We start from the raw sequence: 22,420 nt of genomic DNA, 5'->3' as shown, positions 1-22,420 counted from the left end.
AATGCAAGTGGACTTACTATTTATATATATCATTTAAGGCACTTTCTAGATCAGGGAAGTCGAAAGCGAATCCAGCTGCTATCAATACTTCAGGAAGTACTTTTTGACCCTCTAAGACAAGTTGGCTTTTTTCGCCAAGTGCAAATTTTAAAGCAAATGCTGGAACCGGAAAATAATGAGGTCTTTTTAATACGGTCGCCAGTGTTTTACTAAATTCATTCATCTTTTTAGGATCGGGGGCAACTACATTAAAAGGTCCGCCTATATTGTTCTCAATTGCAAATAAAAGCGCATTAGCGACATCCTGAACATGAATCCAGGACATCCAATTATCTCCTTTTCCTATAGGACCGCCAACAAACATTTTGTAGGGGAGTGCCATTAACGGAAGCGCTCCTTCTGTTCTGCCTAATATAATTCCAAATCTCCCAAAAGCTACTTGGACTCCATATTCCTCAGCGGAGGAAGCTTTTTGCTCCCAATCAGCTACTGTTTTAGCTAAGAAGTCATGTCCTTTCTCAGTAGAACGTTCGTTATATATTCTCTCGTTAGAAGCGGGGTAAATTCCTATAGCGCTTGCATTGATTAATACTTTTGGTTTTTGCCCTAATACTCCTATAATACGAATTATTTCGTTGGTGGCTTGCATTCTGCTATCATAGATTTTTTCTTTTTGCTTTTCTGACCAACGTCCGTTATTAATCGATTCTCCAGCTAAATTTACTATTGCATCAATACCCTCCAAATATTCCTCAGGTCTAGTATCATTTGAAAGCCAGTTAATGTATGTGACGTTACCTTGTTGATGCGAGCGTGACCTCGATAAAATAATAACTTCATGTCCTTTATGTTCCAACAGCCTCGTCAAAGCTCTTCCTACAAAACCAGTTCCGCCAGTTATTGCTACTTTCATCTAAATCAGCCTCCTCTTTACACTATAGTAACAGTTCAATCATTTATCACACACGAATTTATACGTTATACTTAAAGTAAGTGGAATGGAGAGATTATCGTATGCCGATTATTACAAAAATAGGACGTCAAAAAAAGAATAATGAACGGTATAATTTATATTTGGATGAAAAGTATGCCTTTAGTGTAGACGAGGCAGTCTTGATAAAATATCAACTGACTAAAGGAAAAGTCATTGAGGCTTTCACTTTAGATGAAATTGTTTTTGATGATGAAGTGCGAAAGGCTTATAATAAAGCCATCAATTATTTAAGCTTTCGGATGAGAAGTGAGCATGAGGTAAAGCAAAAGCTATTACAAAGTGAGTTCGGCGAGGCTGTCGTGTTAGAAGCTATTCGTAAATTGTATGAGCACGGATTTCTAAATGATGAAAGTTTTACAAAGGCTTTAGTTGAGACTCAAAAAAATAGTAGCAAGAAAGGCCCTGCTGCTATTCGTCAGGAACTGAAGAAAAAAGGGATAGAAAAGGAACTTCAGGAGGAAGTGCTTGCTACATACTCGGAAGAGGAACAGGTTTCTATTGCCAAAAAGCTAACTGAAAAAATTATCAATCAAAACCAAAATAAAACCCCTCGGCAAATCAAACAAAAGGTGCAGGAAAACCTTCAAAGAAAAGGTTATAACTTTAGCATCATTTCTCAAGCAATTGATTCCTTTGAGCTAGAAAAGAAAGATGAAGAATGGCTAGACATAATTGCAACTCAAGGAGAGAAAATCTGGAGGAAGTATTCTTCCAAATATAGTGGCTTTGATCTGAAACAGCGTGTGAAGCAGGCACTTTACCTAAAAGGATTTCCTGCTGAGCATATAGACTTGTATATAGAAAAGAAGGAGTTGGAAGCACTAGATGAACAATAAAAAATATAGTCAGATGTCGGAGCAGGAGCTTCGAACTGAAATTGCTAACTTAAAAGAAAAAGCAAGAAAGGCAGAGCAATTAGGCATTGTTAATGAGTATGCAGTATATGAACGAAAAGCAATGATGGCTCAATCTTTCCTTACTGATGTCAATTCGATTAAACCAGGAGAAATGTATAGAATTAGTGGTGACCCAGGGATGTTCTTTCAAGTAGAATATTTAAAAGGTAAATTTGCTTGGGGATATCGTTTAGGTGGAGATAAGTACGAGGAAGCATTACCAATTTCTATACTAGAGCCATTAGAGGAAGGAAAATAATATGGAAACTAAAATAAATGAGTTAACAAATTTATTACTAGAGAAAAATGATAAGCTGTCCTTTGAAAAGGCAAGGGCTTGGATAGAATTACTATGGTCTGATTTTGAATCATCCTATGCGCGTGCAGGTTATGAATACAAAGGTGCAGCGGTGACAGAAATGGTCATTAAAAAGTGGATAGATGGCTACGGCGGACAATTGCATGAGTTTGCAACCACGAATGAAAAATACAAGCATTTACTGGATACAGATTAAACGCTAGGAATATGATTCCTAGCGTCTCTGTTTTAATGAGGTAAAAAGTCTAATTTTTTTCTTAGCTTATCTTCACTGAATATCCAGCCTGTGTATGAGTTGATAATCTCCAAGTCTTCATTCAAGTGCACAACTGCCACAAAAGGATAATAATCGTTACTTCTATAACGTAAATCGATAAGACGTACTTCGTGAATACGTTCGAACTTTGTTATTTCCCATCTGTAAATAGGCGAAAACGAAGTGAAGGCACTTAGGTTTGTATCTTTAAGTGCTGCCTCTACTAAAGGAGAATCAGGAATTTCCTCTCGTTCAAACTTATCATAAATTGTAATGGAACGTCCGTATGCTCTACCTACATAATGATGGGTCTCTGAGCTAGCTGCAATTCTCCATTGAAAAAATTTTATAGTGGGAGCAACAATAATTTCTGTTGTATCTGGAATCGTTTTCTTTACACTATTTTTAACAGCACTTTGCACCGCAAAGCGTAAAATGTAATAAATAGCGATTATAGCGTACATTGTTAGGAATGTAGGTACTGGATTAAATCCAAACATCCATAATAATAGGCCTAGTACATGAATACCAAATATGATTGGATCGAATGTATTTATGACTCCCAATGCCACCCATTTTTTAGAGAAGGGGCGCAATGCCTGAGTTCCATATGAATTAAAAATATCAACAAAGACATGAAGAAACACTGCTAAAAATGTCCAAAGCCAAAGATGAAGCCAATTTGCTTCAGGGATAATTAACCACAATACACCAGATATTAGTAACGGCCATAAAAGAACGGCTGGAATAGAGTGGGTAATACCACGATGATGGCGTATGTAGATTGCATTATTTCTTAATTTTAGAACAGTATCTATATCAGGGGCTTGAGATCCGATTATAGTTCCTGCAATTACTGCAGTAGTAGTTAGAGAACTACTTGTAACGACGGGATCTGCCATTGCCAAACCACCAAGTGCAATACCCATAACGATATGTGTACCTGTATCCATGTGTGACCAGCTCCTTTAGGAAACAAGTTATCTTAATCATAAGATAAAGTAGATAAATTAACAAAGTAATTATTAAAGTTATACCCTATTATTACATACCATAATCGCAGGGAAAGGAATCTAAATGTGAACGAATTATATAATAAGCAAATTGGTGAGTCACTAGTATCCTGGTTTTTAGAGGAAAAACGAGATTTGCCTTGGAGAAAAACAAAAGATCCATACAAAATTTGGGTCTCCGAAGTAATGCTACAGCAAACAAAGGTTGATACAGTTATCCCTTATTATGAGAGATTTATCTCTAAATATCCCTCTCTGGAATCACTTGCAGAAGCGGAAGAGGGAGAACTATTAAAAGAGTGGGAAGGCTTGGGCTATTATTCAAGAGCCCGTAACCTGCAAGCAGGAGTAAGGGAAGTTGTAGAAGAATATAATAGCGTCGTACCGAACAACCGAAAGGAAATATCAAAGCTAAAGGGCGTTGGACCTTATACGGCTGGAGCAGTGTTAAGCATTGCATATGATATTCCGGAGCATGCAGTTGATGGAAATGTAATGAGAGTACTCTCTCGAATTTTATTGATAAAAGAGGACATTGCTAAACAAAAGACGAAAAAGTTATTTGAAGAAGCTGTTATGAACTTGATGTTTAAGGATAACCCTTCAGCATTTAACCAAGGTTTAATGGAACTTGGGGCTATTATATGCACTCCTACGAAGCCCAAATGTTTACTTTGTCCAGTGCGAGAATATTGTTCGGCTTTTTATGAGGGAGTTCAAGAGGAACTGCCAATAAAAACAATAAATAAAAAGACAAAATTACATAAAATGAAGGCAGTAGTGATTCAACGAAATGATGGTAAAATTTTGTTAGAGAAGCGTCCCTCTAAAGGATTGCTTGCAAATATGTGGCAATTCCCTATGGTTGAGCTGCCAACTTCCACCCATACAGTTGAGGAAGTGGTAGAGCTTGACTATGGAGTGGAAATTCAAAAAGGAAAAGAATTGATAGCATTTAAGCATATTTTTTCTCATCTTGTTTGGGAAATCGAAAGCTTCGAAGCAAAGCTTATGAACGAAAAAAAAATATCATTGAATAGCCAATGGTATTCTATAGAAGAAGTTAACAATCAACCAATGCCTATTCCCGTATTAAAAATGTGGAATGCATGGAAGGAAAGGAAGAGTATCACATGACAAATCCGGTAGCATTAGTAACAGGTAGCAGCAGAGGTTTAGGAAAATCAATTGCCATCGAGCTTGCGAAAAATGGCTATGATATTGTGGTCAATTATGCGCGCAGTAAAACAGCTGCATTAGAAACTGTTCAAGAAATTGAAGCTTTAGGTCAAAAAGCTTTGCTTATTCGTGCAAACGTAGGAGATATAGAGAAGCTTCGTGCGATGTTCCAAACAATCAAAGATGAGTTCGGTCGTTTAGATATTTTCGTTAGTAATGCTGCTTCTGGCGTTCTTCGACCAATAATGGAATTAGAGGAATCCCATTGGGACTGGACGATGAATATTAATGCAAAAGCAATGCTTTTCGGAGCACAGGAAGCTGCGAAGCTTATGCCGAATGGCGGTAAAATTTTAGGTATTAGCTCATTAGGATCTATTAGATATTTAGAAAACTACACAACAGTAGGTGTATCTAAAGCTGCTATTGAGTCTATCACTCGATATTTGGCAGTAGAGCTGGCTGAAAAAGGAATTGCAGTTAATACAGTTTCCGGTGGAGCATTAGATACTGATGCTTTAAAGCATTTCCCAAACAGAGAGCAATTATTAGAGGATGCTCGATTGAACACTCCGGCAGGTCGAATGGTTGAAATTGAAGACATGGTAAAAACAGCAATGTTCCTGCTATCCGACGACGCATCAATGATCCGTGGACAAACTATTATAGTGGACGGTGGACGTTCGATTAAAATGTAATTGTTAGTATGTGGTCATTAATTTGGACCGCATAGAGAGGAAATCAATTACTTTCTTCCAGTTCGCCGCAGTAAAAAATTCAATTTAACATTTTTAAATTTCAAATGAATATTATCTCCAAAAGTGCACATGATATATTTTGTACGGAGGTGAAATCCATGAAAAAGAATAACAGTCAACAACCAAACAAAAGACAAGAGTTTGCTTCAGAAACTGTAATTCAACAAGTTAAAGAGCAAAACCGTCAAGCTGAAATGAAAAAACAACAAGCTAGCGGGAAGTTTTCGAACGGTTCTTCTAACCAATCAAAATAACATGGATTCACCAAAAATCAGCGAGGGCATTTTGCCTTCGCTGATTTTTTTACTACAGTTTTTTCCTATGGATTGCTATAATAGGGAAATAAGTATAATATTCAATTTTGCGCTTGGTGAAAAGGTGGCTAAATCATGGCGATTCCAACAGAAGGAGAAATTATTCAAATTCACAGCTACAAGCATAATGGCCGTATCCACCGTGTCTGGCAGGAAACGATGGTTTTAAAAGGCACCAAGAATATTGTGATAGGTGCAAACGAACGTACTCTTGTAATAGAGGCAGATGGCCGAACATGGATTACAAGAGAGCCTTCCATTTGTTACTTTCATGCAGAGCATTGGTTTAACATTATTTGTATGCTTCGAGAAGACGGCGTATATTACTACATCAACATTAGTTCGCCATTTGTCTACAACAATCAAAGGTTAAAATATATTGATTATGATCTAGATGTGAAGGTCTTTCCAGACATGACCTACACTATTTTAGATGAGGATGAATACGAACAGCATAAAAGAGAAATGAATTATCCAGATGAGATGGATGCTATTCTTGAGCGAAATATAGAAAAACTAATTTCTTGGATTAAGCAAAGAAGAGGGCCGTTTGCTCCCGACTTTATAGAGGCATGGACAAGTCGTTATCATTTTTATAAACAGCTGAATGAATAGTTGAAGAACCTGTTGACTTTACAACAGGTTCTTCCGTTTTAAGAAAGGAAGTAATTTTGTGAGTACCATGAAAAGATATATGGAATTTGTAAAACCTTATAATTGGCAAATATTCCTGACAATTGTTATTGGGGTTATTAAATTTGCAATTCCACTATTTATACCTGTATTGATTAAGATTGTCGTTGATGATATTATTGGCGGCGATATGTCAACGGATGAGAAAATCCAACAACTGATTTATTGGCTAGGTGGTACCGCATTGGTATTCTTAATCGTTCGTCCACCAATCGAGTATTATCGACAATATTTGGCACAATTAGTCAGCAATAAAATTTTGTATGATATACGTCAAAAGCTATATATACATCTTCAAAAACTCAGCTTAAAATACTATTCCAACACACGTGCAGGAGAAGTGATTTCTCGCGTTATTAATGATGTAGAACAAACAAAAAACTTTGTTATGATTGGCTTGATGAATGTCTGGCTTGATCTAGCTACCATTCTAATAGCTATCGGCATTATGTTGACAATGAATGTCAAGCTAACATTAGTTACCTTAATAGCATTTCCGTTCTACGCATTCAGTGTTAAATTCTTTTTTGGAAGACTTCGTGATTTAACAAGAAAGAGATCCCAGGCTCTTGCAGGAGTACAAAGCTATCTTCATGAACGTGTCCAAGGGATGAGTATTATTAAAACCTTTACACTAGAAAAACATGAACAAAAATTATTCAATGAGACGAACGGAGAATTTCTAGATAAAGCAGTGGATCAGACGATATGGAACGCAAAAGCATTTGCTGTAGTTAATACTATTACGGATATTGCTCCACTATTAGTAATTGCTTACGCTGGATATGAGGCTATTCATGGAAGATTATCTGTAGGAACGATGGCTGCGTTCATAGCTTACATTGAGCGCCTTTATAGTCCCTTAAGACGATTAGTTAATTCTTCAACAACATTAACACAATCCTTTGCTTCTATGGATCGAGTATTTGAGTTGATGGATGAGAAATATGATATTGTCGATAAACCTGAAGCTAAAAAGTTAGGCAATACATATGGGGAAGTAACCTTTTCCAATGTTTCCTTCCAATATGAAAAAGACGGTCAAACTATCCTTAATAATATAAACCTTAGAGTAAATGCTGGTGAAACAGTTGCATTTGTCGGGATGAGTGGTGGGGGTAAGTCCACTATTATTAGCCTGATTCCCCGATTTTATGATGTGACATCAGGTAGCGTACAAATCGATGGAAAAGATGTTCGCGACGTGACGATTGAATCGCTTAGACAACAAATAGGAATTGTCCTACAGGATAATATTTTGTTTAGTGACTCCGTAAAATCGAATATCTTAATGGGTAAACCAGATGCAAGTGATGAAGAAGTAATAGAGGCGGCAAAAGCTGCTAATGCACATGACTTCATTATGGAACTGCCTGATGGATACGAAACAAAGGTTGGAGAGCGTGGAGTTAAGCTTTCAGGAGGTCAAAAGCAACGTGTCGCAATTGCACGTGTATTTTTAAAAAATCCAACGATATTGGTTCTAGATGAGGCGACTTCAGCATTAGATTTAGAGAGCGAATCTTTAATTCAAGATTCTTTAGAGCGTTTGGCACAAAATCGAACAACAATTATCGTAGCACATAGACTTTCCACAATAACGCACGCAGATAAAATATTTGTTATAGAAAATGGAGAATTAGCAGAGGAAGGTTCTCATGCTAAACTCATGAAGGACAAAGGGGTATATTATAACTTATTTCAAATACAACAATTAGATACTGTGGACTAACAAACACACCCAATAAGGCGATTTTGTTCTTATTGGGTGTTTTTTATACTATTTTTATGGATTATTGAATATAGGGAAGGTTTTAAATAGTCCGAAAAGTATTGCATAAAATGCTAAAATGTGTAAAATATCAATATGAACAAATATAATGAAAATTTTAAATAGTCTTGTAAAAAAGGAGAGTTATCATGGAACAAGGAAAAAAAGTATTAGAAGTGAAAGGTCTTCAAACTTCCTTTTTTACAGATGATGGTGTTATTCCATCTGTTGATTATGTAGATTTCCATGTTAGAGAAGGGGAAATCTTAGGCATTGTAGGCGAATCAGGCTGTGGTAAAAGTGTTACCTCACTATCAATTATGGGTCTAATTCCTAGTCCCCCTGGAAAAATAACAAATGGAGAAATCTTATTTAAAGGCAAGGATTTAACTACTTTCTCTGAAAAAGAGATGAGAAAAGTAAGAGGAAATGAGATTGCTATGATATTCCAGGAGCCGATGACCTCTTTAAATCCTTTATTTACAATTGGGAATCAGCTTATGGAAGCCATAACCCTACATAAAAAAGGATGGAGTAAAAAACAAGCTAAGGACAGAGCGGTTGAGATGCTCAAGCTTGTTGGTCTTCCTAGAGCAGAAGCACTTATGAAGGACTACCCTCACCAACTTTCAGGTGGTATGCGTCAAAGGGTTATGATTGCAATGGCGCTTGTATGTGATCCAGAGGTATTGATAGCTGATGAACCGACTACAGCATTAGATGTTACGATCCAAGCACAAATCCTAAAGCTAATGCGAGATCTGAATAAAAGACTAAATACAGCTGTACTTCTTATCACTCATGATCTTGGTGTAGTGGCCGAGACCTGTGAACGTGTAGTGGTCATGTATGCAGGAAAAGTAGTAGAAGAAGGACTAGTTGACACTATTTTTAAAAACCCTCAGCATCCATATACAAAGGGGCTACTTGCATCAGTGCCTGACATGAGATACAAAAAGCAACGACTATATTCTATTCCTGGTAATGTGCCAAAGCCAGGAGTTATAAAGCAGGGCTGTCGATTCGCTGCAAGATGTGAATTTGCATTCGAACGCTGTCTGCAGGAAAATCCTCCTCTTTTTGAAACATCGGAGGGACATAAAACAAGATGTTTCTTGTATGACTCTAAGGAGGTTGCAGATTATGACAGAGCCGCTGTTAAAAGTTGACGGACTGAAAAAATATTTTCCTATTCGTTCGGGTGTTTTGTCAAAAAAAGTGGGTTATGTAAAAGCAGTAGATGACATATCTTTCTTTGTGAATGAGGGAGAAACGTTAGGGATTGTTGGAGAATCAGGCTGCGGTAAATCTACTACAGGCCGTATGCTTATGAGATTGCTAGAGCCAACAGAAGGAAATGTGATGTTTGAAGGAAAGGATTTAACGAAGATTTCAGACTCGGCCATGCGCAAGGTTAGACGAGATATCCAAATGGTGTTCCAGGATCCTTATGCTTCTCTAAATCCTCGTCATACAGTGGAGAAGATTTTAATGGAGCCGCTTATAGTTCATCAAATCGGAGATCCTAAAACTCGCAGACAAAAGGTTCATGACTTTTTAGAAATTGTAGGATTGAGCAGCTATCACGCAAAACGATATCCTCACCAGTTCAGTGGTGGACAAAGACAGCGTATTGGAATCGCTAGAGCACTTATGACCAATCCAAAGCTGATTATAGCGGATGAGCCCGTTTCTGCACTCGATGTATCCATTCAAGCTCAAGTTTTAAATCTTATGCAGGATTTGCAAAAGGAGTTAAAACTGACCTATATATTTATCGCCCACGATTTAGGAGTGGTCCGTCACATTAGCGACCGAGTAGGGGTTATGTATTTAGGTAGAATGGTTGAACTTGCACCTAGTGAGAATTTGTATGCAGAGCCGCTGCACCCTTATACAAAAGCACTTCTCTCTGCTGTGCCAGTACCTGATCCACAATTTCAAAGGGAGCAAATTATATTAGAAGGAGATATTCCAAGCCCTTCTAACCCTCCTACAGGCTGTACATTCCATACACGTTGTCCTTTTAAAATGGACGTTTGTACAACCGTTAAACCGAAGCTAGAGGAAGTTAAGAACAGTCATTTTGTTGCCTGCCATCTTTATAATGAGGCAGTCCAGCATTGATAATATAAATTTGGAGGGGTCCATGTGAGAAAAAAGAAATTATTGTCTTTTATGTTTTTAATGATATTTGCTGCTTTTACAATTGTTGCTTGTTCAAGTGATGAAACCGGAGGAGATAAAAAAGGAGAATCCTCCTCATCATCAGGGGATAAAGTATTAGTGTTTGGTCGAGGGGGAGACTCTGTTTCTCTAGATCCTGCTATAGTAACTGACGGTGAATCATTTAAAGTTACACAAAATGTATTTGAAACACTATTAAATTTTGGTGAAGAAGATACTACTATTCAAGCAGGCCTTGCCAAAGAATGGGTAACATCTGATGACGGTTTAACTTATACATTTACTTTAGAAGAAGGAGTTAAATTTCACGACGGTACAGATTTTAATGCTGAGGCTGTTGTGAAAAACTTTGAACGCTGGGCTAATGGCTCAGAGGAAAAATTCTATTACTATGGCTCTATGTTTGGAGGATATGCAGGCGATGAAGGACATGTAATTGAGTCAGTTACTGCTGATGGTGATTACACAGTAGTATTTAAACTTAAACGTCCACAAGCTCCTTTCTTAAAAAATATTGCTATGAGTCCATTCGGAATAGCAAGCCCAACGGCATTTGAAAAAGATGAAGAGAAATTTGGAGATAATCCAGTAGGAACAGGTCCATTCAAATTCGTAGAATGGAAACGAAATGATTCCATTACAATTGAAAAATATGAAGATTACTGGGTAGATGGTATGCCTAAGCTTGATAAAGTTGTATTCCGTGCTATTCCGGATAACGCAGCACGCTTAAACAACCTACTAGCTGGAGACATTGATTTGGCTGATGGAGTAAATCCGTCTGATCGTAAAACAGTTGAGGGTGATTCTACTCTACAACTGTATGAGCGCCCGTCCATGAACGTTGGTTACTTAGGTCTAACGAATACTAGACCGCCTTTTGACAACGTAAAAGTACGCCAAGCAATGAATTATGCTATCGATAAGCAAGCAATTGTAGATGCTTTCTTTGAGGGCGGAGCTGAAATCGCTAAAAACCCTATGCCTTCTTCTATTAGTGGCTACAATAACGATATTCCTGGTTACGAATATGATCCAGAAAAAGCAAAGGAACTTTTAGCAGAAGCTGGATTAGCAGATGGCTTTGATATGGAGCTATGGGCTATGCCGGTTCCAAGACCTTATATGCCAGACGGAGCAAAGGTCGCAGAAGCAATTAAAAATAACTTAGAAAAAGTAGGCATCAATGCAAAAATCGTTTCTTATGAATGGGCAACATATTTAGAAAAAGCTCGTTTAGGAGAAGCTGATGCTTTCTTACTTGGATGGACTGGTGATAACGGGGATGCGGATAATTTCCTTTATGTATTGCTAGACAAAGATAATATCGAAAGTAATAACTACACGTACTATAGCAATGACCAATTACACGAAATTCTAATCGAAGCACAATCAGAGGTAGACGAAAACAAACGTATTGAATTATATAAACAAGCTCAAGAAATAATATTTGAAGATGCACCATGGGTTCCACTTGCTCACTCAACACCATTACTTGCTGGTAAAGCAGAATTGACAGGCTTCACACCACATCCAACTGGCTCAGACAAATTAGGAAACGTTGACTTTAAGTAAAGACTGATGGGGGAGGGAATCTTCTTGATTCCTTCCTCTTTTAAAGGATAAGAAGTATTTTAATTGTCAGGTCAAAGAGAGAAGCTTGTATTTCATATTTTAAGATGAAGAGGGTGAAAAAACATGCTTCACTATATTGGAAAGAGGCTGTTGCAGCTTATACCAGTATTGCTTGGTATGACTTTTTTAGTTTTTATGATTATTCGTGCTATCCCAGGTGATCCAGCACAGGTTATTCTGGGACAATTAGCTTCTAAGGATGCTATTGAATCACTAAGAGAAAGCCTAGGCTTAAATAATCCTTGGTATGTGCAATATTTTGATTATTTATTTGGTCTTCTTCAAGGTGATCTTGGTGAGGCGATGCGAACTGTTAAGCCAGTAGCTTCTGAAATATGGCCGTATCTTGCTGCTACGTTTGAGCTAGCGTTCTTTGCAATTCTAATAGCAGTTATTATAGGGGTAAACGCGGGAATTATATCTGCATGGTTCCAGAACTCTTGGTTCGATTACTTAGCAATGGTACTAGCTTTAATAGGTGTTTCGATGCCAATATTTTGGTTGGGGTTAATGGAGCAATGGATTTTTGCCGTAGAATTACACTGGCTTCCAACAGGTGGGAGGCAGGAAGCAAGAGACCCAGTTTCAGCAGTCACCAACTTATATGTAATTGATACTATTATTAATGGCCGTTTTGATCAGCTTGGTGTTGTTCTCAAGCATTTGTTATTACCTAGTATTGCCTTGGCTACTATTCCAATGGCTATTATTGCTCGAATGACTAGATCTAGTATGCTAGAGGTTATGAGAGCGGATTATGTACGAACAGCAAGAGCTAAAGGCCAAAAAATGTTTTGGGTAGTATATAAGCATTCTTTGAAAAATGCCATCATTCCAGTATTAACAGTAATCGGTCTTCAAATGGGCTTACTTTTAGGAGGAGCTATATTGACAGAAACCATCTTTGGATGGCCGGGAATTGGTCGCTATATTTACGATGCCATTCAGTTCCGTGATTACCCTGTTATTCAATCTGGAATATTAGTAGTTGCTTTTATATTCGTTATGATCAATTTATTCGTTGATATTTTATATGGATTAATTGATCCACGCATCAAGTATGACTAAAAGGAGAGATGATGATGACCCAAATGGTTCCAAAAGCACCGGATAATTTATTGGCTACCGAAAAGGACATATCAGCTGGTCCTTGGAAAGAAGCGTGGAGAGGTTTCCGGAAAAACAAGGTGGCACTTGTCGGCACTTTTATCGTATTTTTCTTTATAGTAGTCGCACTAATAGGACCTTTTCTGGTCCCACAGGGTATTGATGAACAATCCATGACGAAACATCGACTTTTAGCACCATCTAGCCAGTTTTGGTTTGGCACGGATGATTTTGGAAGAGATATATTCTCTCGAATTGTGCATGGGGCTAGAATTTCTCTATGGGTAGGTTTTTCCTCAGTAATCGGCTCTGTCATTATAGGAAGTATATTGGGAATAGTAGCCGGCTACTATGGGAAATGGGTTGACATGATTATCTCCCGTATCTTTGATATTCTACTTGCTTTTCCTAGCATTCTTCTAGCGATTGCAGTAGTTTCTGTGTTAGGTCCTTCTTTGCAAAATGCTTTGATTGCGATTGCAATTATCAACATTCCTAACTTCGGACGACTCATCAGATCAAAAGTTTTAAGTATTAAAGAAGAGGAATACATAACCTCTGCTAAGGCAATTGGTATGAAGGATTTTCGTATCCTTTTCTCGCATATTTTACCTAACTCTATGGCACCTGTTATTGTGGCTGGAACCTTGGCCATTGCTTCTGCAATTATAGAGGCTGCCGCACTAGGCTTCTTAGGCTTGGGAGCACAGGCACCAACACCTGAGTGGGGCAAGATGCTTGCGGATGCACGAAACCACCTCCGAACAGCACCGTGGACAATGATTTTCCCAGGACTTGCTATCATGCTAACAGTCCTTGGTTTTAACCTTATGGGTGATGGCTTAAGGGATGCATTGGATCCAAGAATGAAAAACTAAAAAACACGTATCTCCTAATGGCACTTATTGCCAAATGGAGATACGTGTTTTTTAGTTTTAATAAGGAGTTTCCTCAATCTGTACAGTTAATTCCTTACTGTGGAAGTTCTGATAAGCAGTTATGAGCTTATCCACATGCTCTAGCTGTTCTTCATATTTTAAAATAGAAGAAAGTAAATGCAGGAGATGGTACGTAGAGAACTCCTCCTCTATTTGGGTTAAGGCAATTTGTTGGACGAATATATTCATAACCTCTTGTCTTTGAATAAATGCCTCTGGACCGTGCCATTCCATATGATCTGCTTTAAGCTTGCCAATAAATTTCAAATGGAGCTGCTCATGATAAGTCAAAAGCGAATCTAATCTTTCTGTTATCATCATTCTAAAATGCTCTGGAAGGTCATTTAATTCATTTTCATGGAGATGCAATCTTTTTAATACTTCTAAGCTATTGTATGAAATCTCGATGAGCTCGCGATAAACGACTGCTTTTCTACCTTTTGAATGTGTTGCTTTTTTTGTATATACTCTTTCTTCCTTAAAAAAGGAGTATATTTGATCGATTCGTTCTAGTCTACCTTTTAGCTGACTTATTGCCTGCTTACTAGACTGATGATCGGCCGCGTTTCTGGAAGCGATTCTAATCCATCTTATAATTTCATCCTGTGTGTAATGAATAGAGTTAAAAAGCTTTGTCTCAAATTTAGGTGGAAGAAATACTAGGTTTACGACAAAGGCTGAAATTACCCCAACGAGAATGGTACAAAATCGAATCAGTGCAAAGGTTAAAAATTCATCGCTTTGTATCTCCATAATAGCTATCACAGTAACTAATGCTAACGAAACAGTTTTTTCTAGCTTAAATTTGAGCATGATGGAAATGGCGACAATTGCAGCAAAGCCAACAGCAATAATATGATTGCCAAAAACTAATGCAAAAATGACTGCTATAGCTGCTCCAATTAGGTTAGATTGTATTTGTTCAATAACGGTTAAGTAGGATCTATAGATAGATGGTTGTATCGCAAAAATTGCTGCTATTCCTGCAAAGACAGGACTAGGAAGCTGAAGTAGTTCAGCTATAAACAAGGAAAATACTATAGCAACTCCAGTTTTAAATATGCGTGCGCCTAATTTCATTCCATCCTATCCTTTCGTTAACCTTATTACTTTGATTTATTTAGTTGAGCAAAAGCATTGTCTACAGCATTAATTGTCTCTACTATATCATTTTCTGTGTGAGCTGTAGTAATAAACCAAGCTTCGTATTTAGAAGGTGCAAGATTGATACCCTGCTCAAGCATAAGCTTGAAGAATTTAGCGAACATCTCACCATCACTAGCTTCTGCCTGTTCGTAGTTTTCAACCTTTACATCGGTAAAATAAACGGAAAGTGCACCTTTTATGCGATTGATTGTAATTGTAATATTATTTTTCTTAGCTGCATCTAAAATTCCTTTCTCTAACAATGCACCTAATCTATCTAGCTCTTCATATAAACCGGGAGCCTGAAGAACTTCTAAACAAGCAATTCCTGCTTGCATTGACGCAGGATTACCAGCCATTGTTCCAGCCTGATAAGCAGGTCCAAGTGGTGCTACCTGCTCCATAATTTCTTTCTTACCGCCATATGCACCAATCGGAAGTCCACCGCCAATAATCTTACCCAATGCAGTTAAGTCCGGTATTTGGCCAAGCATAGTAGATGCAGCTCCATAATGGAAGCGGAATGCTGTAATTACTTCATCATAGATAACAAGAGCTCCCTTTTCTTTTGCAATTTCGTGAACTAGCGCTAAAAATCCTTCATTAGGCTCCACCATTCCAAAATTACCTACAATAGGTTCCACTAAAATACAGGCTAATTCAGAACCCCACTTTTCCATAGCATCCTTGTATGCCTGAGGATCATTGAATGGAATCGTTATAACTTCTTTTGCGATAGATTGAGGTACTCCGGCAGAATCGGGAGTTCCAAGAGTTGCTGGGCCAGAGCCTGCTGCAACTAAAACTAAATCAGAGTGCCCGTGATAGCAGCCAGCAAATTTCATTACTTTTGTTCTTCCTGTATAGGCACGTGCAACTCGTATTGTAGTCATTACTGCTTCCGTCCCTGAGTTAACAAAGCGCACTTTATCCATTGAAGGTATAGCATCTTTTAGCATTTTAGCGAATGTAACCTCATGCTTTGTTGGGGTACCATATAATAAGCCTGTTTGGGCCGCCTTTGTAATAGCTTCTGTAATATGCGGATGAGCGTGTCCGGTTATAATAGGACCGTAGGCTGCTAAGTAATCGATATACTTGTTTCCATCTACATCATAGAAGTATGCACCTTCTGCTCTTTCCATGACAATAGGTGCTCCGCCTCCAACTGCTTTATAGGAGCGGGAAGGGCTGTTTACTCCTCCAACGATATGTTCTAATGCATGTACCTGTATTTGTTCAGATTGTGTATGTTTCAATGTTCTACCTCCATTATTGAATGTATGTAAGATGAAAATTATAACTTGTCTTTCCTAAAACTTCTAGTCATAGTGGTTACTTTTAATATTTTAGACAAATAAGAGGAAAAAGGCTAAAGAAATTGAACATACTTATAAAGTTCGTTACGATATAACTAATATTAGAGGAGGGATTTTGATGGAACAATTAGAAGGAGTGGCCGCACCTAAATTTTCATTAAAAAATGAAAAGGGTGAAGTCGTATCATTGGAAGACTTTGCTGGAAAGCAGTATGTCATTTTGTACTTTTACCCTAAAGACTCCACACCGGGCTGCACGACGGAAGCATGTGAGTTTAGAGACGCCTATGAAGATTTTTCTGATTTAAATGCAGTTATTCTTGGAGTAAGTGCAGATGGTGAGAAGGCACATACAAAATTTATAGAAAAGCATGGACTACCTTTTTCTTTATTGATCGATGATACTCATGAAGTTTCAGAGGCATACGGAGTATGGGCATTGAAGAAAAACTTTGGGAAAGAATATATGGGAATTGAACGTACAACCTTTTTGATCGATCCAACTGGGACAGTGGTGAAGGAGTGGAGAAAGGTTAAAGTAAAAGATCACGTAGAAGAAGTGCTACATACATTAAAATCCTTAGTAAAAGCTGGTGAATAAATAGATGAAAATATTATTTTCCTTTTTACCGAAGGAGGAGCAGCGATTAAGCTTGATCAATCGCTTTCCCCAAGTAGATTTTATCTTCCATAAGGGCTTAAATGAGAATGAACTTAAAACAGCTAGTGTTTTTGTGACGTATGGGGAGGACCTTAAACCTTCACATATAGAAGGTGCTAAAAAACTGAAATGGGTTATGGTTGCCTCAGCAGGTTTAGAAAAAATGCCTTTACAAGAAATAGCCCAAAGGAACATACTTCTCACAAATGTGAGAGGTATTCATAAAACACCTATGGCCGAATCCATTTTGGCTCATATACTTTCTATTAAAAAGTCCCTGCCTCTCATAGCTGAAAATCAGAAAAAGGCAGAATGGTCGAAAAGAGTTCCCTCATCGGAACTTTATGGATCAACAGCATTAATAATAGGGCCGGGTGCAATTGGGGGAGAAGTAGGAAGACTGTTACAAGCATTTGGAGTACACACAATTGGTTGCAATCGTAGTGGAAAAACAGCATCTTATATGGATGAGATGGTATCCTTCAAGTCATTAAAAGAGGTATTACCAAAAGCTGATATAGTAATCTCCATACTTCCTAGCACTGAAGAAACGAGAGGACTGTTAACATACGAGCACTTCAAATCTATGAAAGAGAGTGCTATTTTTATGAATTACGGACGTGGGGACTTATTGAAAGAGCAGGATTTGAAACAAGCCTTGGTGGATAATTGTATAGCCTATGCTGTATTAGACGTTTTTGCAAAGGAACCACTTGAAAGTGATCATCCGTTTTGGAGTATGCCAAATGTAATCATCTCCCCACATATCTCTAGTCACTCCTCTCAATATGTGGTGAGAGCACTTGAAATTTTCTCTAGAAATTTAACTATCTACTTAAATGAAGAAAGCAATTTTGAAAATGTTATAGACGTTTCACGAGGATACTAAAGTGTATTAATACTATGTTAATAGTCGAAAAATTTGACAGCGATAGTATTTCTTCTTTATACTTATTATAAACTTATCATTTAATAATGATTATAAAGAGAGGTGCATAGCGATGACGGAAGTACATTTAAGAGACGCTTTGGATACATTGAAATCAACCGGTGTACGTATAACGCCTCAACGCCATGCGATTCTGGAATTTATTATTCAATCTATGTCACATCCCACTGCGGACGATATATATAAAGCGCTTGAAAGTAAATTTCCCAGCATGAGCGTTGCTACTGTCTATAACAACTTACGTGTGTTTAGAGAAGCGGGCTTAGTAAAGGAATTAACATATGGCGATAATTCAAGTCGTTTTGATTTCATCACAAATGACCACTACCATATGATTTGTAATTCTTGCGGTAAAATAGTTGACTTCCATTATCCAGGATTAGATGAAGTAGAGCATCTTGCCTCTCATTTGACCGGTTTTGATGTTAGTTCTCACCGAATGGAGATTTACGGTTCGTGTCCTACATGTAAGGAACAAGCAACTAAAGTCCAATAAAAAACCGAGCGTATATTCGCTCGGTTTTTATTTTGTCTAAATTTTAAAGCGGCCAATAAGTTGTTCTAAATACACTGCTTTTTCTGTTAAGTCCTGCGCCACTGTGTTGATTTCCTGCATGGTTGCTGTCTGTTCCTCTACAGCAGCAGAGATCATTTCGGTCTGGGAGGATGCTTCTATCGTATGGCTGGCAATTTCAGCTACTGATGCTGCAACTTCTTCAGCACTTGCTGAGATTTGCTCAGATGTAGCTGAAATATCTTCTATCTGGTAGGTAACTTGCTCAATGGAGCTAGCAATTGATAGGAAGGAAGTATTGGCCTCGTTAATTACTTCCACACCTTCTTCAGCATTTTGAAGTCCGACCAAAACGGATTTTTCCACATTTTTTGTATCCTTTTGAATTTCTATAATTAAGGATACTATTTGGCTAGCAGACTGTTTAGATTCCTCAGCAAGTTTCCTTACTTCATCGGCAACTACTGCAAATCCTTTTCCATGTTCTCCTGCTCGAGCAGCTTCAATAGCAGCGTTTAAGGCAAGTAAGTTTGTTTGCTCAGAGATAGCTGTAATAACTTTTGTGATATTCTCAATTTCAAGGGATTGCTCACTTAATTTTTTAATAAGCTGATTCGTTTCATTAGATGAATCATAAATCAGTTGCATTTGTTCTTTGGCTGTTTTTAATATTTCTTCACCCTTACTAGCAAACTCAATTGTGTTTGATGCATTGCTATGTAAAATTTGGGTAGATTCAGCAATACGTTGCACTCCGGCAGCAGTCTCATCCATAGCAGTCGCACTTTCTTTGGCAGATCTTGCAGAGCTTTGTGCACCTTCGGCAGTCATTTCCACACGATTTGCCACATCCGTAGACGCAATGGTCACTTCCTCTGTGCTAGCAGAAAGCTCCTCAGATACACTCGATAAATGATTGGCATTTTCATGTAAGCTAATGATTAGATCTTTCAGGTTAGATTTCATTTTATTAAAGGATTTAGCTAGATCACCTATTTCATCCTTTGCTTGGCTATTAATATCAGGTGCTGTTAAGTCACCATTCGCTATAATCTCAGTTGCCCTTGCTACTTTCACAAGAGGAATAGTAATGGATTTTTTTATAAATATAGAAATTCCAGAAGCGACCATAATACTAATAGCAAGTATCGCCAGACTAAAAATAATTGTATTTTTGACTACCTGTTTAGTCTCATCTGTAATTACCTTTAATTGACCTTCTTGATATTCATTTATTTTGAGTGCTGTGGCTAAAACACCTTCATTTGCTATTTGAGCGTCATTATTTACTATTTGTAACGCACTGTCTTTGTTTCCCTTGTTTAATGCGTCCATAGCTTCTGTAGCAGCAGTGTTAAACGCGTCGTTATGTTTATGGATATCACTCAAATAGCCCTTCATTGTGTCTGATGAAGCCAAATTTTCTAAATTTAGAATTGCCTCATTCAACAAATCTTGATGCATAACTAAGGAGTCCTTTGCCTTATCTGTATTATTTAAAATCATAGCTCTTATGTAAAGTCCTTGCATACCAAGCTCTGTTTGAATATCGTCCGTTAAGAGCTGTTGTTGTACACGATTATCTAATGCATAATCAAATTTTTCTTCAATAGATAGTAATTGTAGGAATGTTACCCCTAAAGTGATAAGTAATAAAAAGAAAATAGATAAAAAGGAAAAGTTCAGTTTTTTTCTAATAGACATAATGGTACCCTCCACTTCTTTCGCTTTAAGTCTAAAGTAGTATTAATTATCCGTCAACTACAAATATTTTGATTAATTTTATTATTAAAAATAAAACAATACAATAAAGTGAAAAATAATTGATACGTATAGGTAATTAAACACGGGAATAGTACAAGGTCGATGACTGCCTAAACAAATGGAGAAATTAGTTCTCAAAGCCACCTAGACTATTTTATTTAACCTAAATAGGAAAGGTACGCAGAGTAAATGGGGAAAATTATTTTGATTTACAATACATAGTAAGAAATCGTCGATATCCATTCCAATTGATTAGTGTTGGCTAATTTAAAAAGTGAGGAGTTTCTATATCTTCTAAGAAACAGAGGTGCTGGTTATCATGATGATGCTAATAATGCGATGCTTGCAATATGGAGAGTAGAGAAAGAAGACTTCGTTTCATTTCACTCTATATGAGTATACTATGTTAATATAAAAAAGCACTTTGCTTAAAAGCAAAGTGCAGGGATTATTTCTTTCTATTGTAGCTAATATCAAATTCTTCACCTTCAAGAGTAGGATCCAATGTAAGTGGTTCTTTGCAATACATACACATATCTACTCGTCCTAAAACTTTCGTGTGTTTTCCACAGTTGGGGCATACTACTTGAACGGCTTTAGTAGATAATAAACCTATCCATCCATATACAGCTGTACTTCCAATAATAGAAAGTAACCCAAGTGTCATAAATATTGTTACTAAGATAGCGTTCTCTCTAAAGAAGATAGCCCCGTACATGATAATAAAGCCAAAGAATATTAAACCAAGAGCAAAGGAACGAATTCGATTTATTTTGTTTTTATAGGGTTTCATTTTTTAGCCTCCTAATTATACCTACACTATAACATATTTTTTTATAAAGGAATGTTATTAAAGTTTAAAGAGGAAATATCAAATTATTGTCGAAGAATAATACATAAGTTAATAAAGGAGGCTTTCACATTGGAAGCGTTGTTAAGACCTATCTATCAAGAAAGAGCCAGTGATTCAAATACATTAGGCATAATATTAATAGAAAAAATAGAAGAAGTCAGTCCTATTACTGATACCTTTGATTCCATATTGTTCATTATAACTAAAGATTCTCCTATTCCGGTTTTTACTAAGCATTATACGTATAACGACAAAAAGGCAGCATTGCATATTATTACGGAAAAACAAATTAGAAAATGGTTTATAGTAGGAGCCAATCCTAAGTTAGTGGGCTGGATGATCAATGGGAGAGTAATATTTGATCGAAATGAATATGTAGAAAACCTTAAAAAGGAATTACAGGATTTCCCGGTAAACGGCCGAAATGTAAGAATGGGAATAGAATTTGCAAAGCTTAGTAGAAGCTATATGCAAGCTAAAGTATTCTTTGAGCAATTAAATTATCTAGATGCTTATAATCATATTGTAAACTCACTGCATCATCTAGCTAGATTAGCTATTATTGAAAAGGGGATGCACCCGGAGGTTATGGTGTGGAAGCAAGTAAAGCAATTAGATCCTTCTATATATAAATTGTACGATGAGTTAGTGTCGAGTGGAGAAACATTAGAGAAAAGATTAGAACTTTTATTTTTAGCGAGTGACTTCTTAATTCATTCAAGAACAAAGGATGGGGCACGGCATATAATCGAAGTACTTTCTTCTAAAGAGTATTGGACGATACAAGAGATTCATGAACAAGAGGAATTAAAAAACTATTCCGTTGACCTTGAAGTATTTATAGAATTCTTGGTCGATAAAGGATTAATTCTAATAGAAAAACAACCTACTAAAAGCAGCCATATTCTGCATAGATACTACAAAGTTAAAGAGTAAAAAAAGGTCAACAAAAAACGAAATAAAAAAATGCTCGTTTTTTGTTGACATATACATTAAATATGCGGTATTATAATAAGCGTCGTCAAAAACGAATTAAAAAACAGCAGAAAATTAATAAAAAAAGTTTTTTAAAAAACTTCTTGACTAGCCAGTTGAATGGTGATAAATTAGAGAAGTCGCAAAAAACGACAACGCAAAAATGAACATTGAAAACT

The 22,420-nt window shown here is 37.1% G+C and carries 23 protein-coding genes; 17 read left to right on the top strand and 6 right to left on the bottom strand.

Annotation, left to right across the window (positions count from 1 at the left end; translation table 11 throughout):
* Nucleotides 1-16: 16 nt before the first annotated feature.
* On the bottom strand, nucleotides 17-913 hold the full coding sequence (locus MHB55_RS16990) for a TIGR01777 family oxidoreductase (protein WP_144541422.1): 897 nt from the start codon (nucleotides 911-913) through the stop codon (nucleotides 17-19).
* A 101-nt stretch (nucleotides 914-1,014) separates the two neighbouring features.
* Here MHB55_RS16990 and recX point away from each other — a divergent pair, with 101 nt between their 5' ends.
* The 3 genes from recX to MHB55_RS16975 are packed head-to-tail and all read left to right on the top strand — an operon-like array spanning nucleotide 1,015 to nucleotide 2,405.
* Nucleotides 1,015-1,830: a recombination regulator RecX gene (recX, locus tag MHB55_RS16985; RefSeq protein WP_144541424.1), complete on the top strand. Its 816-nt coding sequence runs from the start codon at nucleotides 1,015-1,017 to the stop codon at nucleotides 1,828-1,830.
* Complete coding sequence (locus MHB55_RS16980) at nucleotides 1,820-2,149, top strand: YfhH family protein (RefSeq protein WP_144541426.1); 330 nt, start codon at nucleotides 1,820-1,822, stop codon at nucleotides 2,147-2,149. Before recX ends, MHB55_RS16980 begins: the two co-directional genes overlap by 11 nt.
* Nucleotide 2,150: 1 nt before the next feature.
* On the top strand, nucleotides 2,151-2,405 hold the full coding sequence (locus MHB55_RS16975; RefSeq protein WP_144541428.1) for a YfhJ family protein: 255 nt from the start codon (nucleotides 2,151-2,153) through the stop codon (nucleotides 2,403-2,405).
* Nucleotides 2,406-2,437: 32 nt separating this feature from the next.
* On the opposite strand, the gene MHB55_RS16970 is transcribed toward MHB55_RS16975, so the two are convergent.
* The gene (locus tag MHB55_RS16970; RefSeq protein WP_340863702.1) at nucleotides 2,438-3,418 is read right to left on the bottom strand and encodes a metal-dependent hydrolase; all 981 of its coding nucleotides are present in this window, start codon (nucleotides 3,416-3,418) and stop codon (nucleotides 2,438-2,440) included.
* A 126-nt stretch (nucleotides 3,419-3,544) separates the two neighbouring features.
* Here MHB55_RS16970 and mutY point away from each other — a divergent pair, with 126 nt between their 5' ends.
* The 10 genes from mutY to MHB55_RS16920 all read left to right on the top strand — a co-directional run bounded on the left by mutY (nucleotide 3,545) and on the right by MHB55_RS16920 (nucleotide 14,000).
* Nucleotides 3,545-4,615: an A/G-specific adenine glycosylase gene (gene mutY, locus MHB55_RS16965; RefSeq protein ID WP_154310029.1), complete on the top strand. Its 1,071-nt coding sequence runs from the start codon at nucleotides 3,545-3,547 to the stop codon at nucleotides 4,613-4,615.
* On the top strand, nucleotides 4,612-5,355 hold the full coding sequence (fabL, locus tag MHB55_RS16960) for an enoyl-[acyl-carrier-protein] reductase FabL (protein WP_144541434.1): 744 nt from the start codon (nucleotides 4,612-4,614) through the stop codon (nucleotides 5,353-5,355). Before mutY ends, fabL begins: the two co-directional genes overlap by 4 nt.
* A gap of 104 nt (nucleotides 5,356-5,459) precedes the next feature.
* Nucleotides 5,460-5,669 carry a gamma-type small acid-soluble spore protein gene (locus tag MHB55_RS16955; protein WP_225216174.1) on the top strand — a complete coding sequence of 70 codons (210 nt, stop codon included), beginning with the start codon at nucleotides 5,460-5,462 and terminating at the stop codon, nucleotides 5,667-5,669.
* 135 nt (nucleotides 5,670-5,804) lie between these two features.
* On the top strand, nucleotides 5,805-6,344 hold the full coding sequence (gene ntdP, locus MHB55_RS16950) for a nucleoside tri-diphosphate phosphatase (RefSeq protein WP_144541438.1): 540 nt from the start codon (nucleotides 5,805-5,807) through the stop codon (nucleotides 6,342-6,344).
* 58 nt (nucleotides 6,345-6,402) lie between these two features.
* A complete protein-coding gene (locus MHB55_RS16945; RefSeq protein ID WP_144541440.1) occupies nucleotides 6,403-8,154 on the top strand; it encodes an ABC transporter ATP-binding protein in 1,752 nt (583 codons plus the stop codon).
* A 188-nt stretch (nucleotides 8,155-8,342) separates the two neighbouring features.
* Nucleotides 8,343-9,362: an ABC transporter ATP-binding protein gene (locus MHB55_RS16940; RefSeq protein ID WP_151112939.1), complete on the top strand. Its 1,020-nt coding sequence runs from the start codon at nucleotides 8,343-8,345 to the stop codon at nucleotides 9,360-9,362.
* On the top strand, nucleotides 9,337-10,320 hold the full coding sequence (locus MHB55_RS16935; protein ID WP_151112941.1) for an ABC transporter ATP-binding protein: 984 nt from the start codon (nucleotides 9,337-9,339) through the stop codon (nucleotides 10,318-10,320). Before MHB55_RS16940 ends, MHB55_RS16935 begins: the two co-directional genes overlap by 26 nt.
* 24 nt (nucleotides 10,321-10,344) lie before the next feature.
* Nucleotides 10,345-11,955: an ABC transporter substrate-binding protein gene (locus MHB55_RS16930; RefSeq protein ID WP_151112943.1), complete on the top strand. Its 1,611-nt coding sequence runs from the start codon at nucleotides 10,345-10,347 to the stop codon at nucleotides 11,953-11,955.
* Nucleotides 11,956-12,078: 123 nt separating this feature from the next.
* Nucleotides 12,079-13,083, top strand: coding sequence for an ABC transporter permease (locus MHB55_RS16925; RefSeq protein ID WP_340863701.1), 1,005 nt, complete (start codon nucleotides 12,079-12,081; stop codon nucleotides 13,081-13,083).
* Between the two features lie 23 nt (nucleotides 13,084-13,106).
* A complete protein-coding gene (locus MHB55_RS16920; protein ID WP_225216176.1) occupies nucleotides 13,107-14,000 on the top strand; it encodes an ABC transporter permease in 894 nt (297 codons plus the stop codon).
* A gap of 57 nt (nucleotides 14,001-14,057) precedes the next feature.
* Here MHB55_RS16920 and MHB55_RS16915 read toward each other — a convergent pair whose 3' ends face one another.
* Both MHB55_RS16915 and MHB55_RS16910 read right to left on the bottom strand, forming a co-directional pair.
* Complete coding sequence (locus MHB55_RS16915; RefSeq protein WP_144541452.1) at nucleotides 14,058-15,140, bottom strand: FUSC family protein; 1,083 nt, start codon at nucleotides 15,138-15,140, stop codon at nucleotides 14,058-14,060.
* 26 nt (nucleotides 15,141-15,166) lie between these two features.
* On the bottom strand, nucleotides 15,167-16,465 hold the full coding sequence (locus MHB55_RS16910) for a glutamate-1-semialdehyde 2,1-aminomutase (protein WP_154310031.1): 1,299 nt from the start codon (nucleotides 16,463-16,465) through the stop codon (nucleotides 15,167-15,169).
* A 178-nt stretch (nucleotides 16,466-16,643) separates the two neighbouring features.
* Here MHB55_RS16910 and bcp point away from each other — a divergent pair, with 178 nt between their 5' ends.
* From bcp to perR, 3 genes are all read left to right on the top strand, one after another.
* On the top strand, nucleotides 16,644-17,126 hold the full coding sequence (gene bcp, locus MHB55_RS16905; protein ID WP_340863700.1) for a thioredoxin-dependent thiol peroxidase: 483 nt from the start codon (nucleotides 16,644-16,646) through the stop codon (nucleotides 17,124-17,126).
* 4 nt (nucleotides 17,127-17,130) lie between these two features.
* The gene (locus MHB55_RS16900) at nucleotides 17,131-18,075 is read left to right on the top strand and encodes a D-2-hydroxyacid dehydrogenase (protein WP_340863699.1); all 945 of its coding nucleotides are present in this window, start codon (nucleotides 17,131-17,133) and stop codon (nucleotides 18,073-18,075) included.
* Nucleotides 18,076-18,187: 112 nt separating this feature from the next.
* Nucleotides 18,188-18,631, top strand: coding sequence for a peroxide-responsive transcriptional repressor PerR (gene perR, locus MHB55_RS16895; RefSeq protein WP_151112951.1), 444 nt, complete (start codon nucleotides 18,188-18,190; stop codon nucleotides 18,629-18,631).
* Nucleotides 18,632-18,667: 36 nt separating this feature from the next.
* On the opposite strand, the gene MHB55_RS16890 is transcribed toward perR, so the two are convergent.
* The gene (locus MHB55_RS16890) at nucleotides 18,668-20,353 is read right to left on the bottom strand and encodes a methyl-accepting chemotaxis protein (protein ID WP_340863698.1); all 1,686 of its coding nucleotides are present in this window, start codon (nucleotides 20,351-20,353) and stop codon (nucleotides 18,668-18,670) included.
* A gap of 508 nt (nucleotides 20,354-20,861) precedes the next feature.
* On the bottom strand, nucleotides 20,862-21,206 hold the full coding sequence (locus MHB55_RS16885; RefSeq protein WP_144541464.1) for a YgzB family protein: 345 nt from the start codon (nucleotides 21,204-21,206) through the stop codon (nucleotides 20,862-20,864).
* Between the two features lie 129 nt (nucleotides 21,207-21,335).
* On the opposite strand from MHB55_RS16885, the gene MHB55_RS16880 reads away from it, so the two are divergent.
* On the top strand, nucleotides 21,336-22,202 hold the full coding sequence (locus tag MHB55_RS16880; protein ID WP_144541466.1) for a nucleotidyltransferase-like protein: 867 nt from the start codon (nucleotides 21,336-21,338) through the stop codon (nucleotides 22,200-22,202).
* The last annotated feature ends 218 nt before the right edge of the window (nucleotides 22,203-22,420 follow it).

This window comes from Psychrobacillus sp. FSL K6-1267 (genome assembly GCF_038003265.1).
Taxonomy (GTDB): Bacteria; Bacillota; Bacilli; order Bacillales_A; family Planococcaceae; genus Psychrobacillus; species Psychrobacillus faecigallinarum.
This window is presented reverse-complemented; position numbering and strand designations above follow the sequence as displayed.

Bases quoted from the DNA above. Each gene is read 5' to 3' on its own strand.
- MHB55_RS16935 (WP_151112941.1), top strand. From the start codon at position 9,337: ATGACAGAGCCGCTGTTAAAAGTTGACGGACTGAAAAAATATTTTCCT.
- MHB55_RS16955 (WP_225216174.1), top strand. From the start codon at position 5,460: ATGAATATTATCTCCAAAAGTGCACATGATATATTTTGTACGGAGGTG.
- MHB55_RS16975 (WP_144541428.1), top strand. From the start codon at position 2,151: ATGGAAACTAAAATAAATGAGTTAACAAATTTATTACTAGAGAAAAAT.
- recX (WP_144541424.1), top strand. From the start codon at position 1,015: ATGCCGATTATTACAAAAATAGGACGTCAAAAAAAGAATAATGAACGG.
- MHB55_RS16980 (WP_144541426.1), top strand. From the start codon at position 1,820: ATGAACAATAAAAAATATAGTCAGATGTCGGAGCAGGAGCTTCGAACT.
- perR (WP_151112951.1), top strand. From the start codon at position 18,188: ATGACGGAAGTACATTTAAGAGACGCTTTGGATACATTGAAATCAACC.
- MHB55_RS16890 (WP_340863698.1), bottom strand. From the start codon at position 20,353: ATGTCTATTAGAAAAAAACTGAACTTTTCCTTTTTATCTATTTTCTTT.
- fabL (WP_144541434.1), top strand. From the start codon at position 4,612: ATGACAAATCCGGTAGCATTAGTAACAGGTAGCAGCAGAGGTTTAGGA.
- MHB55_RS16990 (WP_144541422.1), bottom strand. From the start codon at position 913: ATGAAAGTAGCAATAACTGGCGGAACTGGTTTTGTAGGAAGAGCTTTG.
- MHB55_RS16915 (WP_144541452.1), bottom strand. From the start codon at position 15,140: ATGAAATTAGGCGCACGCATATTTAAAACTGGAGTTGCTATAGTATTT.
- ntdP (WP_144541438.1), top strand. From the start codon at position 5,805: ATGGCGATTCCAACAGAAGGAGAAATTATTCAAATTCACAGCTACAAG.
- MHB55_RS16920 (WP_225216176.1), top strand. From the start codon at position 13,107: ATGGTTCCAAAAGCACCGGATAATTTATTGGCTACCGAAAAGGACATA.
- MHB55_RS16885 (WP_144541464.1), bottom strand. From the start codon at position 21,206: ATGAAACCCTATAAAAACAAAATAAATCGAATTCGTTCCTTTGCTCTT.
- MHB55_RS16900 (WP_340863699.1), top strand. From the start codon at position 17,131: ATGAAAATATTATTTTCCTTTTTACCGAAGGAGGAGCAGCGATTAAGC.
- bcp (WP_340863700.1), top strand. From the start codon at position 16,644: ATGGAACAATTAGAAGGAGTGGCCGCACCTAAATTTTCATTAAAAAAT.
- MHB55_RS16970 (WP_340863702.1), bottom strand. From the start codon at position 3,418: ATGGATACAGGTACACATATCGTTATGGGTATTGCACTTGGTGGTTTG.
- MHB55_RS16940 (WP_151112939.1), top strand. From the start codon at position 8,343: ATGGAACAAGGAAAAAAAGTATTAGAAGTGAAAGGTCTTCAAACTTCC.
- MHB55_RS16925 (WP_340863701.1), top strand. From the start codon at position 12,079: ATGCTTCACTATATTGGAAAGAGGCTGTTGCAGCTTATACCAGTATTG.